Raw genomic sequence first — 14,711 nt, 5'->3', positions numbered from 1 at the left:
TCCCTGGCTCAGCGCGACGCGGTCAGGCGCGCAGGGCTGAGCGCGCCGTCATCGATTTCGCCAGCCTCGGCCGCAGCAGCCTTGGCCTGCACGCGGCTGCGCAGCTTGGCGACGTTGACCACCACCCGCGTATGCGCCGCCGTTGCCACCAGTTCCACGTCGTCGCGCACTTCGACGTTGAACGTCACGCTGCGCCCCTCAACACGAGTGACTGTGGCGACTATGCTCACCGACATGCCCAGCAGCGTCGCGCCAACGTGGCGGATATCGACCGCCGCGCCGACGGTGTTTTCACCCTCGTCGAGGAAGGTCAGGAGGTAGTCGAGGCAAGCCTGTTCGATGTCATCCACCAGGCGCGGGGTGGCGTAGATGCGCAAGTCCTCGCCGAGAAACGAGATGGTGCGTGGCTGGTCGACGATCAGTCGGCGCTCGGTGGTGGCGCCGGTTTCCAGTGTGGAGAAATTCATAAGCAACCTCGTGTTTGAGTGCCGACAGTCGCGGTGGTGACCGTCGGCGGGGAGTCAAAAGGTGAGTCAGGACGGCAGGAAACCAATCGAAATCCAAGGCACGGCAATCAGCACGCCCAGGGCAACCACCAGCGCGCCGAGGTACGGCCAGACCCGGCGCATGGCACCACTCGGGTCGACCTTGGCGATGGCGCAAGCCGCGTAGAAACCGACACCGAACGGCGGTGCGAACAGGCCCAGGCCCATGGCGAAGATCGCGACCATGGCGTAGTGCACGTCGTTGATACCCATGGTCTTGGCAATCGGGAACAGCAACGGCCCGAACAGCACGATGGCCGGGATGCCTTCAAGGAAACTGCCAAGCAGGATGAACGCCACGGCGGAGATGATCAGGAAGCCCATCGCGCCACCGGGCACGGTGGACATCACCTGCGCCAGTTGATGGGAGAACCCCGACTGGGTCAGCGCCCAGGCCATGGCGGTGGCGCTGCCGATGATGATCAGGATTGCGCCGGACAGCGACGCGGTGCTGACCAGGATCGGATACAGGCGTTTCCAGTCAAAGCAGCGGTAGCACAGCAAGCCGACGATGAAGGTGTAGGCCACGCCGATGGCGGCCACTTCGGTCGCGGTGGCGACGCCTTCGACCACGGCGGTGCGGATCACGAAGGGCAGGGCCAGCGCCGGTAATGCGACCAGCAGCGAGTGGCCGATTTCCTTGGCGGTAGCGCGCTGGCCGGTAGAGGCATCGCGCTTGCGGTTTTTCCACCAGACCACGGCGGCCATGGCAATCGCGCCCACCACCGCCGGCATGAAACCGCCGGTGAACAGCGCGGAAATCGACACGCCGGTGACCGAACCGATGGTGATCAGCACCAGGCTCGGCGGGATGGTTTCCGACATCGCCCCTGAGGCATTGAGCATCGCTACCAGTTCGTTTTCATCCTCGCCGCGCTTCTTCATTTCCGGAAACAGCGCCGGCGCAATGGCGGCCATGTCGGCGGCCTTCGAGCCGGAAATTCCGGAGATCAGGTAAATCGCGCCGATCAACACATACGACAAACCACCGCGCACATGGCCGATCAACGAGCACAGGAAACGGATCATCGCCCGCGCCATGCCCATGGCTTCGATCAGCGCGCCGAGGAACACAAACAACGGAATCGCCAGCAGGATCAGACTGGCCATGCCTTCGTCCATGCGGCCCACCACCAGGGTCAGCGGTGTGCTGGTCATGGTCGACAGGTACGCCACGGTGGCCAGGCCGAACGCAACCATGATCGGCACGCCGATGACGATCATGCCCATCACGCCGATCATGAAGAACACGATCAGGTTCCAGTTGCCCATCAGCAACAGCGTGCCTTCACCGGCCCACAACAACGCGGCCAGCGAGCCGAGCATTGCCATCGACACTGTGAAATCGATCAGCCTCGCGCTGGTCAACAGGCGTGCGACGCAGGTCAGCAGCATCAGGCTCAGGCCGACGGCGATGGCCGACACGCGAAAGGCGTTGGGGATTTCCAGGGCGGCGGTGGTGATGATCCACTCGTCGCTGACGAACTCCCAGGCCGGCGAGAACAGCATGACGATGAAGGTGATGACGATCACCGCGCCAAAGGTGTCGACGAAGGCGCGTTTTTCCGCCGGTAGCCGACCGATGAACGAGGTCAGGCGCATGTGCTCGCCGCGTCGCATCGCCACCACCGAGCCAAGCATCGCCAGCCACAGAAACAGCAACGAGGCCATTTCGTCGCCCCAGACGATCGGCTGGTTGAGCACGTAGCGAGAGAACACGTTGCAGAACAGCAAGGTGACTTCGAGGATCACCAGCAGCGCGGCGCTGCCCTCGGTCGCCCAGCGCAGGCCGGTATCGAGAACGCGGCCGATGCGCAGCGCGGTGTGGCGTGGGCTGAGTCCGTCAGCGGGGGAAACATCCGTCATAGGCATTTCGTTTTTCATGACCTTGACTCCGGCTTAGGACAATTGACCCGCGTACTGCTCAAGCAAGCCCCAGGCTTCGTCGCCGTACTTCTGTTTCCATTGGGTGTAGAAGCCTTTTTTCTGCAGTTCGGTGCGGAACAGCGAGCGGTCGACCTTGTTGAAGGTGACGCCGTGGGCGGTCAGCGAGGGTTCGAGGCTGGCATTCAGGTCGATCACTTGTTGACGCTGGACCAGCGCGGCAGCGTTGATCTGCCGGGAGACGATTTCCTGTACGTCGGCGGGCAGTTTCGGGAAGGTCTTGCCCGAGCCGAGAATCCAGAAACCGCCCCAGATGTGGTCGGTCAGCGAGCAGTATTTCTGTACTTCGTAAAAGCGCGCCGACTCGACCACCACCAGCGGGTTTTCCTGGCCGTCGACGACTTTGGTTTGTAGCGCCGAGTAGGTTTCGTTGATGCTGATCCCGGTCGGCGCGGCGCCGAGGGCGCTGAACATGGAGGTCCACAACGGGCTGACCAAGACGCGCAGTTTGAAGCCGGCGAGGTCTTCCGGGGTGTAGATCGGGCGGGTTGAGCTGGTGATCTGGCGGAAGCCGTTGTTCCAGACCTTCTCCATCGGGATCAGGCCGACCTTGGTGGTCTGGGCGCGCACGTAATCGCCCAGTTTGCCGTCCAGTGCGGCCCACACGCTTTCGTAGTCCTTGAAGGCGAACGGCATGCTTTCAATCGACATGGCCGGCACCAGCGTGGAGAGAATCGCGCCCGGCAGGGGAATGAAGTCCACCGCACCGGCGCGCACCTGGGACAGCATGTCGGTGTCGCCGCCCATGGAGGCGTTGGCGTACACCTGCAAATCGACGGCGCCGTTGGTTTCAGCCTTGATCGCGTCGGACGCGGCCTTCATCTGTTTGTTCAGCGGATGGGTGTCGGGCAGGCTGCTGCTGTAACGCAAAACGATCGGTTTTGTGGCGGCAAACACGCCACTGGTGGGCAGCAGGCTCGCGGCAAAGGCACCGCCAACGGTGACGCCCGCGGAGACCAGGAACGATCGGCGGCTGACGGCTTCGGTCAAGATACGGCTCATGATGGTTACCTTTTTGTTTTTGTTGTTGTTCTAAAGAAACGGCGGTTTAGCTGCTCTTTGTGGGAGCGAGCCTGCTCGCGAAAAACCTGAGGGCGCCGCGTTTTTCCAGCAAACACGCGTCATCGTTAACGCCCATCGCGAGCAGGCTCGCTCCCACAGGTCAGGACGCGAGCGCCACTACCGACTTGCTGCGAATCAGGTCGTCGATTTCGTCATCGGCGTAACCACTTTCCTTGAGTACTTCGCGGGTGTGCTCGCCGAGCAGCGGTGCCGGGCGGCTGGTTTGTGGCGGGGCGTTGTCCATGTCGGAGAAGTGGATCGGCAGGCCCATGCCGCGTACGCGACCTTCAGTCGGGTGCTCGGTTTCCACCACCATGCCCCGGGCTTTTGTCTGCGGGTGGGCGAGGGCGGCGGCGATGTCCAGCACCGGGCCGGCGGGCAGGCCGAGGCTGTCGAACAGCACCATCCAGTCATCGGTGGTGCGCGCGACCAGCACTTCGTTGAGGATTTCCACCAGTGCCAAGCGGTGCTGCATACGCAGGGCGTTGCTGGCGAAACGCGGGTCGGCTTTCAGTTGCGGCACGGCGAGGGCTTCGACCAGTCGCTCGTAGTTGGCCTGGTTGGCGGCACCGATGTTGATCCAGCCATCGGCGGTGCGGAACACCTGGTACGGCGCGCTGGTGGAGTTGGCCGAGCCCATTTTCGGCAGGATGGTGCCATCGGCGAAGTACGCGGCTGCGGGCCAGAACATCTGTTGCAGGCCGGCTTCGAACAACGAGGTGTCGACCATTTGCCCCAGCCCGGTTTTCTGTTTGGCGGCGTAGGCCGCGCAGATCCCGAGGGCGGCGAGGATGCCGGAGTTGATGTCGGCCACCGGAGAACCAGCCTTGACCGGCTCGCGTCCGGCTTCACCGGTCATGCTCATCATGCCGCTCATGCCTTGGGCGATCAGGTCAAAACCGCCCTTGTCGCCGAACGGGCCGCTGCGGCCGTAGCCGGAGATCGCGCAATAGATCAGCCCCGGGTTGAGGGTCTTCAGCGTGTCGTAACCCAGGCCGAATTTTTCCATGGTGCCGGCGCGGTAGTTTTCCGTGACCACGTCAGCGTCCATCAGCAAGCGGCGCAACACGTCGCGGCCGCCGTCGGTCTTCAGGTTCAGGCCGATGCCGCGCTTGTTGCGGTTAATCACCATGAACGAAGCGGATTCGCCGCTGGCCATGATCGGCGAGAAGCGTCGCGAGTCGTCGCCGTCGGGGACTTTCTCGACCTTGACTACGTCGGCACCCATGTCGGCCAGCATCATTCCGCACACCGGGCCGGACATGATGTGAGCCAGTTCTACCACGCGCATTCCTGTCAGCGGTCCCATGTTATTTCCCCTTGAATTGTGGTTTGGCTTTCGCGATGAAAGCGTTGAGGCCGATCTGGAAGTCTTCGGTGTCGTAGCAGAAGTAGCTGTGGTCGACCTGTTGGGCGGTGGGTGCCTGGCCGGCTTCAAGCTGACGGGCAGCCTGACGGTGCCAGCGCGCTACCAGCGGCGCGCCATTGGCGATGCGTTTGGCGGTGGCGAGGGTTTCGGCCTCGACTTCGGCATCGGCGACGACGCGGGTCACGAGGTTTTTCACGTAGGCGTCCTGGGCATCGAGGATGCGACCTTCGAGAAGGATTTCCAGGGTGGTCGAACGCCCGGCCAGCGCGACCAGTCCGGCCATTTCGTCATAGGACATGACCAGGCCGAGCTTGCCGACCGGGGCGCCGAAGCGGCTGGACGTGCCGCAGATGCGCAGGTCGCACAGCGCCGCAATCTCCAGGCCGCCGCCGACGCACACGCCGTGGATCATCGCGATCACCGGGTGCACGCAATCGGCAACCGCGCGCATGGCCATCGAGGTGACTTCGGCATACGTCCGTGCTTGAGCGGCGTTGGCGCGCACGCTGGGGAACTCGCCGACATCGGCACCGGCGGCAAAGGCTTGTTCGCCCTCGCCGCGCAATACCACGCAGCGTATGGACGAGTCCGCCGACAGCTCGGTCATGACGTCGCCCAGGTCCTGCCACATGGACAGGTTCAGGGCGTTCATTTTTCCGGGATTACTGAGAGTGACGATGGCAAGGGTGTCTTGCCGTTCGATAAGGACGGTGGGCTTCATGGTTGTTCTGCCATCGCCGGTTTCGAGTGAACCCGGCGATGCGGCGGCCTCCTGAATTTTTATTGTTGGATAGCATTAGGGTGCGGCGATGCGTTAAAGCGACTGCCTGAGCATCGTCAGGTAGTCCGCGCTGGATGCCTCGCGCGGGTTGGTCTTGTGGCTGTGGTCGTGCAGCGCGCCTTCGACGATGTGCTCGAACAGGCTTTCGTCGACACCGATTTCGCTGAGGCGGGTGGGCAGGCCCAGGCGGCGGGTCATGTCTTCAATGGCCGAGCCGATGTTGGCGTCGGCCGCAAGGCCCATGGCGTGGCGCAGGCGTTCTAGTTTCTGCTCATCACGCACGGTGGGTGCGTTGGCGTTGAAGTCGACGACCGCCGGCAGGAAGATCGCGTTCAAGGTGCCGTGGTGCAGCTTCGGATTGATCCCGCCCAAGGCATGGGAAAGGCTATGCACACAGCCCAGGCCTTTCTGGAATGCGAGCGCGCCCTGCATCGACGCACTCATCATGTTCATCCGCGCTTCGCGGTCGCCGGGTTCGGCGGTGGCGCGTTCGATATGACCCCAGGCACGCCACAGGCCGTCGAGGGCGATACCGTCCGCTGCCGGGTTGAAGGCTGGCGCCATGAAGGTTTCGATGCAGTGGGCGATGGCGTCCATGCCGGTGGCGGCCGTCAGCATCGCTGGCAGGCCGAGGGTCAGTTCCGGATCGCAGATGGCCACGCGCGGCACCACGTACGGCGAGATAACGCCCACTTTGCGGCCGTCATCGAGGATCAGGATGGCGCCGCGACCGACTTCGCTGCCGGTGCCGGCGGTGGTCGGAATCGCGATCAGCGGCGCGGTGGCCGAGGTGATGCGGTCCAGTCCGCCTTCAATCACCGCAAAGCTTTGCAGCGGACCTTCATGCGTCGCGCAAACCGCCACGCCCTTGGCCAGATCGATGGAAGAACCGCCGCCAACCGCGATGATGCCGTTGCACTCGCCCAGGCGGTATTGCGCGACGGCTTCACGCACGGCGTGTTCGTTCGGGTTCGGTGGGGTGGCGTCGAAAATCGTGTAGGGACGGTTGGCGCCGAGGGCGGCGATGACCTTGTCGACGATGCCGGCATTGCGCACGCCCAGGTCGGTGACGATCAGCGGACGGGTGATGTTGGCGCGGTCGGCTTCGGCGGCCAGATGTTCCAGGCTGTCATAGCCGAACTGGATTTTGGTGACGTAATTGATGAGGGACATGATTCACCACAAGTTATACAGGATTGTTATTGTTGCAATCGGCCTGTGGTTGCAACGCTGCTGAACGCTGGCCAAACCCATTGCATTGCCTGACTGTGGAGCGGACTATAGGGCCGACGTATTGCCCCCGATACTGACAACTTTCGATACCTCTATAACTTTTAGTTAACCCTGATGACGCCCTCACTCAACTCGATCATGTCCCGTTTGCACATCAAGCAGCTGCGTCTTTTGATAGCCCTTGATGAACACGGCTCCCTGCTGGGCGCGGCCAGGCAGGTGGCGCTGACCCAGCCCGGCGCCAGCAAGGCATTGCAGGAAATCGAAACCACGTTCGGCACTTCGCTGTTCACCCGGACTAACCGCGGGCTAGAGCCAAACGACGCCGGACGCTCGGTGATTCGTTACGCTCGACTGATCCAGACCGACCTCGCGCACTTGCGCGAAGAGATCATCGGCATCATGAGCGGCGAAGGCGGACGGCTGTCGGTGGGCACCATCATGGGCGCGGTGCCGCTGCTGACCACGGCGATCAGCCGGGTGATTGCCGACAACCCGAAGATGTCCATCGAGATCGTCGAGGACACCAGTGCCGCCTTATTAAGCCAACTCGACGCCGGGCGTCTTGACCTGGCGATCTGCCGCACGACCGTCAGCAGCACGCCTTACCTGTACGAAAGCGCAATATTCGTTGAAGAAACCCTGGCGGTGATCGCCAGCACCCAGCATCCGTTCGCCTATGCCAGGAAGCTGTCGTTGAAGGATCTGGTGGATTACCGCTGGGTGGTCTACCGCGCGAACATGCCGATGCGACTGTTATTGGAGCGCGAATTTCACGAGGCCGACTTGCGGTTCCCGGTGCATTTGCTGGAAACCACCTCGGCGTTCGCGACGTTGTCGTTGTTGCAGGAGAACCCGTCGCTGGTGGCGCTGGTCTCGACCGATGTGGCGAAATTCTGTTCCGGTTACGGCTTTACCACCACGCTGCCACTGCCGATTACCTCGCGGAGCGAGCCCTACGAATTGGTTTCGCGCAAAGGCGTGCCGGATTCACCGGCGGCCAGGCTGCTTCGTCAGGCGTTGTTGAATCTGGGTTGAGCTGGTCCCACAGGGGATTCGGCGCGATAAAAATCATCTTTGCAGCCCATGGCGGGATAGCCGTTTGTCAGGCGTATCGGTATGCTCTGCCGGCTGCCTGAATGCCAATGATTAACAACCACAGTGAAACCATGAGCCAATCAGAATCGCGTGCGAATGTTCTAGCGCTTTATCCGGAAGACTCCCGCGAGGCAGCGGCGTTGCTCAAGCAAGCCGTTCCACTGATGGTTCGCCACAACATTCCGCCCAATCCGGTGCATTACGCGCTGTGGTACACCTATAGCAAAGGTCAGGACCCGGAACTCAATCGTCATCTGGACCGGGTTGTCCGGGACTTCGACGGTTGTCCGCCAGAGTCGGCGACCAGGCTTTTTCGCGAGTACATCATTCGTGACGAGCTGGAAGATGCCCGCGCCGAGCAGCAGCAAGTCATCAGCCTGGTGGATGGTATGGAACGCGACGTTTCGCGCAGCGTGAAGGGCAGCCAGAATTTCCAGAACCGTCTCGGGCAGTGCCTGGAAATGCTCGACGAGCCAGTCAGCGATCGCTTGCCGGGCATTCTCAATGAGCTGCAACAGAGCACTCGGCTGATGCAGAGCCAGCAGGAACAATTCCTCGGCCAGTTGCAGTCTGCGCAAAACGAAATCAAGACCCTGCGCGACAAACTCGAACGCGCCCAGTTGGCCGCGACACTCGATGGCCTGACCGAACTTCTAAACCGCACGACATTTACGCGGTTGCTGGAGCAGGCGCTGGCCAAGGGTCCCCGACGTGTTGCGCTGGTGATGCTGGACATCGACCACTTCAAGCAATTCAACGATCAGTACGGCCACCCATTGGGCGACCGGGTGTTGCAGCATGTCGGCCAGGTGTTGCGCGGCGCGCTGGTGCCCAATGCCTTTGCCGGGCGTTACGGCGGCGAGGAGTTCTGCGTGGTGCTGGAAGACTGCGCTGATCTCGACGGTGCCTGCGCCTTCGCCGAGCAGCTGCGGCTTAAGGTCCAGTCATTGCGAATCAAGGCGCGGGGAACCGACACCGTGCTGGATACGATCACCGCGTCTTTCGGCGTCGCCTTCGTCCAACCCGGCGACAACCTGGAAAGCCTGTTGACCCGTGCCGATGACGGCCTGTACCAGGCCAAACGCAACGGGCGTAATCAGGTGTTCGCCCTGCACAAAGGCCCGGCATCAGTGGCGTAAACCACGCCGGGCCAGCGTTGGCGTTTACTGACCGTCCAGGCTACGCGGCAATCCAAGCGGATTGAGGTCGCGCAGTGCCTCGGGCAGCAACGCATCCGGGAAGCCCTGATAGGTGATCGGGCGCAGGAAGCGTTCGATGGAAGTCATGCCCACCGAGGTGAAGCGGCTGTCCGACGAGGCCGGGAACGGTCCGCCGTGGATGGTCGCGAAGGACACTTCCTGTGGATGCGCAAAAGCGTTGACCACGATGCGTCCGGTACGCCGCTCCAGAATTGGCAGCACACGCCGGGCCAATTCCAGATCACCTTCTTCAAGATGCAGGGTTGCGCTGAGCTGGCCGCGAAACGCACGGACCACCGCGAGCAACTCAGCCTCATCCTTGACCTTCACCAGCAGCGCTGCCGGACCGAACACCTCGTGCGCAAGTGCCGGCTCGGTGAGGAAACGCTGGCCGTCGACTTCCAGCAAGGCTGACTGGCCTTGTAGATCCGCCGTCGTCGCCGAACCTTCGACGACAGTTTTTGCCCCAGCGCTTTGCAACTGGTCCAGGCCGCTGAGGTAAGCCGCATGAATCCCCGGCGTCAGCATCGAACGCGCCGGTGCATCGCCCACGCGCTTGATCATCGCGCCGCGTAACGCTTCAAACCCGGTGCCTTCAATCGCAATCAGGATTGCCGGTTTGAGGCAGGCCTGGCCGACGTTGACCAGCATGCGCTCGACAAATCCATCCCCGATCTGTGCACCGCGCGCGGCCAGTGCCTGGGGCAGAATGAACGTGGGGTTGACGCTGGTCATCTCGGTAAACACCGGGATCGGATCCGGGCGCAGTTGCGCACGCCGGTACAGCGCCATGCCACCTTGCTCGGAACCGGTGAACGTCACGGCCTTGATCAGCGGATGGTCGACCAGCGCTTCGCCAATCGTGTTGCCACCGCCACGCACCATAGAGAACACGCCTTCGGGAAAGCCGCTGTCCTGCACGGCTTTACGGATGGCCCGCGCTTGAATTTCCGACGCTCCAGGGTGAGCGTTATGCGCCTTGACGATCACCGTCGCGCCCGCCGCCAGCGCAGAGGCGACATCGCCGCCGGCCACCGAGTAACTGATGGGGAAATTGCTCGCGCCAAAAACCGCCACCGGGCCGATGGCGATTTTCTGCAATCGATGATCCATGCGCGGTCGCGGCTGGCGATCAGGTTGCGCCGGATCGATGGCCAGTTGCAGGAATCGTCCTTTGCGCACCACGTCGGCGAACTGGCGGAACTGAGTGGCGGCCTTCGCCGCTTCGCCCTGAAGCTGCGCCTCGGGCAGACCCGTTTCCAGCGCGGCCCGTGCAGCAAGCTCCGGAGTGACGGCATCGAGATTGGCGGCGATGCGCTCAAGGAATGCCGCACGTTCCGCCAGTGAGGTATGGCTGTAATGGTCGAACGCTTCGTCGGCGAGGTTCGCCGCCATGTCCACTTGCGCGACGCCGCCGAAGGCGAAGTCCGGCTCGATGAGCTGGTTGGTCGCGGGATTGAGCGCTTTCATTGTCCCCTCGCTCGCGGGGACTTCGTTGGCGCCGATCAACAGGTTTCCGGTCAGTTTCATTGTGTGTTCACTGCTTAAGGGTGGCGATGAGTTGCTCGGTGGTCACGATCGAATGCGCGTAGGTCGGGCCGTTCAGTTCGTGGGCGGCGTGCATCATTTCCGGCTTGAACGCGGCGGTGGCATCGCGCACCAGCGTGACGTGGTAGCCGAGTTCCTGGGCGTAACGGGCGGTGGCCTCGATGCAGGTATTGGCCAGCAGGCCGACGATGATCACGTGGGTGATGCCTTTCTGCTTGAGGCGAAAATCCAGGTCGGTGTTGGCAAAGCCGCTCGAACCCCAATGCTCCTGGACGATAGTGTCGCCTTCCTGCGGGGCGAAATCGGGATGCCATTCGCCACCCCATTCGCCACGCGCGAAGTGGTGCATGTGCTGGATCTTGCATTGGGTGGGGCTCGGGTGATCCCAGTTTTCGTAGTCGCCGTGTTCCCAGCGACGGTGCGGTACGATGACCACCGGAATGTCGAGGGCGCGGACAGTGCGATCCAGCGTGCGCAGGTTATCGAGCAGGCCGACTTGGTCGGCAATGGGCTTGAGCAAGGGAAAGATCTTGCCGCCTTCGGACAGGAAATCGTTGTAGGGATCGACCAGCAGGTAGGCAGTTCGATCTAGCGGGTAGGCTGCGTTGGACATGACGAATTCTCCAGGAATTTTGACTGACCTTTGCCAAGGCTTGCCTCGGCATAGTGTTGATATGATAATCATAGTAACTAGAAAAGAGGCAAGCCCGCATGGCGGTAAAGAAGAATAGTCCCGAAACTTTGTGCCCGATTGCACGGGCCGAAGACATCGTCGGCGATCGCTGGACCGTGCTGGTTTTGCGCGAGTTGTTCATGCGCAACCATCGTTATGACGAGATCCAGGCGCAGACCGGCGGAACCCCGCAGATGATCGCTACGCGTCTCAAAAGCCTGGAGGCGGACGACATGGTTGAGCGCCGCGCCTACAGCGAGCGACCGCCGCGCTACGAGTACCACCTCACCGCCAAAGGGCAGGCGTTTTACTCGGTGGTATTGGCGTTGCGCGCCTGGGGGGAAACCTGGTGCAAATCCGAAGGGGAAGGGTTGGCGGTGCGCTATACCCACCAGACTTGCAGGCATCACGCCGGACTCGGACCGCTGTGCGAGCATTGCGGCGAGTTGCTGCGCCGGGAAGAGCTGATCAGCGAACCTGCGCCGGCCTACGCCGAGGAACGCAAGGCACGCCGCGAAGCGTTCAAGGGCAAGCGCGGGGCTGAGCCGATCGAAAACCCTGAGCAATAAGGGCTTTTACTATTCGTTCGAGTAATAGTGACCATCACCGATCACAAGTTCTGTTGCTTGCGGGAAACAAGGAAAATCGCGCCCATCTAAACGCTTCTACCGGAACCGGCGCGATGAAAAATTTTACTCGACTGGCCCTTTTCGCACCCTTGCTGTTGGCAGGTTGTGCGTCAACGCCAAACGACCCCACGCTGACCTTGCAGACGAAAAAAGCACCTGAGGATTACGCGCAGTGTGTTCTGCCGAAACTGCATGAAGGCGCGCTGCATACCACCGTCTCGGAAACCCAGCGCAGCTACCGTATCGTGGTTACGAGCAAGGTCGCTGCCAACGATGTACTCGAGGCCTACAAGGGCAAGGTGTTCCTGTATGAGCGCACCTTATTGGCCTCGACATTCGGACCTTCCAGGCTTGAACGCGCCGCGCAGGAATGTCTTTGACAGCCGTCTAACCGGCACGTTTGCGCCGCATCGGTACACCTGAAACGAGTGTGCCGTTGTTGATTGTCGTCCCGGGTTTCTTCCCTCCGTTTTCAAAACTGATCGTACGTTCAATTGTGTTGCATCGGGGGCGTTTGCCTCGATATAGTGGCCAAATAATATCAATTATAAATCACCTGCCAGCAGGGCTGCGGCACTCTCGTTTTTGCGTGGTCTGTTGCTGGTTGACGAATCGCACCTTCGAGAATGTTCATGCCTAATCGCTCACTGCACTTCAAGTTGTTCTGGACGGCGCTGATTGGCACCGTCGTCGTCATGGCGCTGCTGTTGGGGTCCATCGCCTACATCGCTTATGGCTCGTCGGTCAAAGAGACCTTTGCCCTGGTCGATACCATCGTCAAGGCCAATGCCAAGGAAGTCGAAGTCGAACTCAGTGTCGGTTTTACCGTGGCCGAATCCCTGGCCGGTGTCGCCACTGCGATGCAGCAACAACAGGTCGATCGCAAGACCGCTGATGCCCTGACACGTCAACTGTTCGAAGCCAATCCCAAGCTGTTGGGCCTTGGGCAGTACTGGGAGCCGAACGCGTTCGATGGCAAGGACAGTGAGTTTGCCAATCAACCGAACACTGATGCCACGGGCCGTTACCTGACTTACTGGAACCGCGCCAGTGGCGGGGTGAAGTCCGAGGCGTTGAGCGGTTACGTGCCGGAAAATGCCGACAACCAGTATTACTACCGACCGCTGCATACACGTCAGCCGTGGGCCTCCGAACCCTATGCCTACAGCATCGGCAGTGGGCAGAAGGTGATGCTGGTATCGATCATGGTGCCGCTGTTGCAGGGTGGCAAAGCCCTGGGTGTGGCGGGGGTCGATATTCCGCTGGAAAGCATCAACCGCCAGCTCGCGACCATTGATGCATTCAAAGGCTATGGCGCGCTGATCTCCAGCGATGGCCTGTACGCCAGCCATCCCGATGCCAAGCGTTTAGCCCAGCCTGCCGACGAATTGCCGGCCGCTGCGAAGGACGCAATCAAGGCTGGCCAGCCCTACAGTTTCGAGCACGATGGCTGGGGCTATGTGCTGCAACCGGTGCACATCGGCAAGTCGCCGAACAACTGGGCGTTGATGGTCGCTTATCCGCTGGCCGAAGCCATGGCCGGGATCAATCATTTCCTCTACACCGCCGTGATTATCGGACTGGTCGCGTTGCTGGTCCTGGCCATCGTGCTGTGGCATCTGCTGGCGTGGCAGATTCGTCCGTTGTCAGGCCTGACGGTCGGCATTCAGGCGTGGGGTGGCGAGCTGGGGCTGCGTTTCGAACAGCGCAGCGGCGATGAAACCGGCAAGTTGGCCGGGGCGTTCAACCAGTTCATTCAGCGCCTTGGCGATCTGGTGGGCTCGATCCGTCACAGCAGCACGGCGCTGATGCAAATTTCCAATCATCTGGGCGATACCACCCAAGCCGTCGCCGAACGTGCGACTTCGCAACACACCGCCACCGAAGAAATGGCCAGCGGCGTGACGGCACTGGCGCACTCGGTGACCGAAATGTCCCAGCAAGCCGAAGACGTGGAGCAACTGGCACGCAACACTGAAGTGTTGACCAAGAACATTTCCGGGGACATGAGCCAGACTCTCGCCGGCATCACCCACATCGACCAGACCATGGACGTGGTGGCCGGCGCGGTGGGCGATCTGGAAAAACGCTCGCAACAGATCGCCGGGATCATCGCGGTGATTCGCAGCATCGCCGACCAGACCAATCTGCTGGCCCTCAACGCGGCGATTGAAGCGGCGCGGGCCGGGGAGCAGGGGCGTGGTTTTGCCGTGGTGGCCGATGAAGTGCGGCAACTGGCGGAGCGCACCAGTCGCTCGACCGGTGAAATCGGCGAGATGATCGGCGCCATCGGTTCGGACGTGCGCAACACCGTCGCCAACGTTCAGCAGGTCGGCGAAGCGGTGCGTCAGGGTGTGGTGCAACTGACCACTTCGGCCCAAGGCGTGGATCAGATCCGCCAGCATGCCCAGGATATTCTGACGCGCATCAGCGAAGTCGCTCGTCAGACGCAAAGCCAGGCGGCGACCGGCGAGCAACTGTCGGTGGCGATCCAGGGCGTCAGCCGCATCTCCGAGCAGAACGATCACGCGATTCGCAGCCTGCTTGAACAGTCGGTGCAACTGCGTGATCAGGCTGGGTCGCTGAGCCAGCAATTGACGCAATTCCGCGATTGACCTGAACCTGTGGGA

The 14,711-nt window shown here is 61.7% G+C and carries 13 protein-coding genes; 5 read left to right on the top strand and 8 right to left on the bottom strand.

What is annotated here, in order from left to right; genetic code table 11:
• Nucleotides 1–8: 8 nt before the first annotated feature.
• The 6 genes from V6Z53_RS19545 to V6Z53_RS19520 form a co-directional block, all read right to left on the bottom strand.
• On the bottom strand, nt 9–467 hold the full coding sequence (locus tag V6Z53_RS19545; protein WP_338581258.1) for a thioesterase family protein: 459 nt from the start codon (nt 465–467) through the stop codon (nt 9–11).
• Nucleotides 468–533: 66 nt separating this feature from the next.
• Complete coding sequence (locus V6Z53_RS19540; RefSeq protein ID WP_338581257.1) at nt 534–2,429, bottom strand: TRAP transporter large permease subunit; 1,896 nt, start codon at nt 2,427–2,429, stop codon at nt 534–536.
• Nucleotides 2,430–2,444: 15 nt separating this feature from the next.
• Nucleotides 2,445–3,491 carry a TRAP transporter substrate-binding protein gene (locus V6Z53_RS19535; RefSeq protein ID WP_338581256.1) on the bottom strand — a complete coding sequence of 349 codons (1,047 nt, stop codon included), beginning with the start codon at nt 3,489–3,491 and terminating at the stop codon, nt 2,445–2,447.
• A gap of 160 nt (nt 3,492–3,651) precedes the next feature.
• Complete coding sequence (locus tag V6Z53_RS19530) at nt 3,652–4,860, bottom strand: CoA transferase (RefSeq protein ID WP_338581255.1); 1,209 nt, start codon at nt 4,858–4,860, stop codon at nt 3,652–3,654.
• Between the two features lies 1 nt (nt 4,861).
• Nucleotides 4,862–5,641, bottom strand: coding sequence for an enoyl-CoA hydratase-related protein (locus tag V6Z53_RS19525; protein WP_338581254.1), 780 nt, complete (start codon nt 5,639–5,641; stop codon nt 4,862–4,864).
• A gap of 93 nt (nt 5,642–5,734) precedes the next feature.
• On the bottom strand, nt 5,735–6,874 hold the full coding sequence (locus V6Z53_RS19520) for an iron-containing alcohol dehydrogenase (RefSeq protein WP_338581253.1): 1,140 nt from the start codon (nt 6,872–6,874) through the stop codon (nt 5,735–5,737).
• Between the two features lie 174 nt (nt 6,875–7,048).
• Between V6Z53_RS19520 and V6Z53_RS19515 the strand changes: the two genes are divergently transcribed.
• Nucleotides 7,049–7,972: a LysR family transcriptional regulator gene (locus tag V6Z53_RS19515; RefSeq protein WP_338581252.1), complete on the top strand. Its 924-nt coding sequence runs from the start codon at nt 7,049–7,051 to the stop codon at nt 7,970–7,972.
• Nucleotides 7,973–8,103: 131 nt separating this feature from the next.
• Nucleotides 8,104–9,171: a diguanylate cyclase gene (locus V6Z53_RS19510; RefSeq protein WP_338581251.1), complete on the top strand. Its 1,068-nt coding sequence runs from the start codon at nt 8,104–8,106 to the stop codon at nt 9,169–9,171.
• Nucleotides 9,172–9,195: 24 nt separating this feature from the next.
• On the opposite strand, the gene V6Z53_RS19505 is transcribed toward V6Z53_RS19510, so the two are convergent.
• Nucleotides 9,196–10,761, bottom strand: a complete 1,566-nt coding sequence (locus tag V6Z53_RS19505) for an aldehyde dehydrogenase (NADP(+)) (RefSeq protein WP_338581250.1) — start codon at nt 10,759–10,761, stop codon at nt 9,196–9,198.
• Nucleotides 10,762–10,768: 7 nt separating this feature from the next.
• Complete coding sequence (locus V6Z53_RS19500) at nt 10,769–11,392, bottom strand: isochorismatase family cysteine hydrolase (RefSeq protein ID WP_338581249.1); 624 nt, start codon at nt 11,390–11,392, stop codon at nt 10,769–10,771.
• A gap of 98 nt (nt 11,393–11,490) precedes the next feature.
• On the opposite strand from V6Z53_RS19500, the gene V6Z53_RS19495 reads away from it, so the two are divergent.
• The 3 genes from V6Z53_RS19495 (at nt 11,491) to V6Z53_RS19485 (ending at nt 14,696) form a co-directional block, all read left to right on the top strand.
• Complete coding sequence (locus V6Z53_RS19495) at nt 11,491–12,021, top strand: helix-turn-helix domain-containing protein (RefSeq protein ID WP_338581248.1); 531 nt, start codon at nt 11,491–11,493, stop codon at nt 12,019–12,021.
• A gap of 113 nt (nt 12,022–12,134) precedes the next feature.
• Nucleotides 12,135–12,461 carry a hypothetical protein gene (locus V6Z53_RS19490; RefSeq protein WP_338581247.1) on the top strand — a complete coding sequence of 109 codons (327 nt, stop codon included), beginning with the start codon at nt 12,135–12,137 and terminating at the stop codon, nt 12,459–12,461.
• Between the two features lie 252 nt (nt 12,462–12,713).
• Entirely contained in the window at nt 12,714–14,696 is a 1,983-nt protein-coding gene (locus V6Z53_RS19485; protein WP_338581246.1) for a methyl-accepting chemotaxis protein, read from the top strand.
• Nucleotides 14,697–14,711 lie beyond the last annotated feature (15 nt).

Origin of the sequence: Pseudomonas sp. MAG733B (genome assembly GCF_036884845.1) — a bacterium.
Lineage (GTDB): Bacteria > Pseudomonadota > Gammaproteobacteria > Pseudomonadales > Pseudomonadaceae > Aquipseudomonas.
Note: the sequence above shows the minus strand (reverse complement) of the source record. Positions and strands in the feature narration are given on the sequence as shown.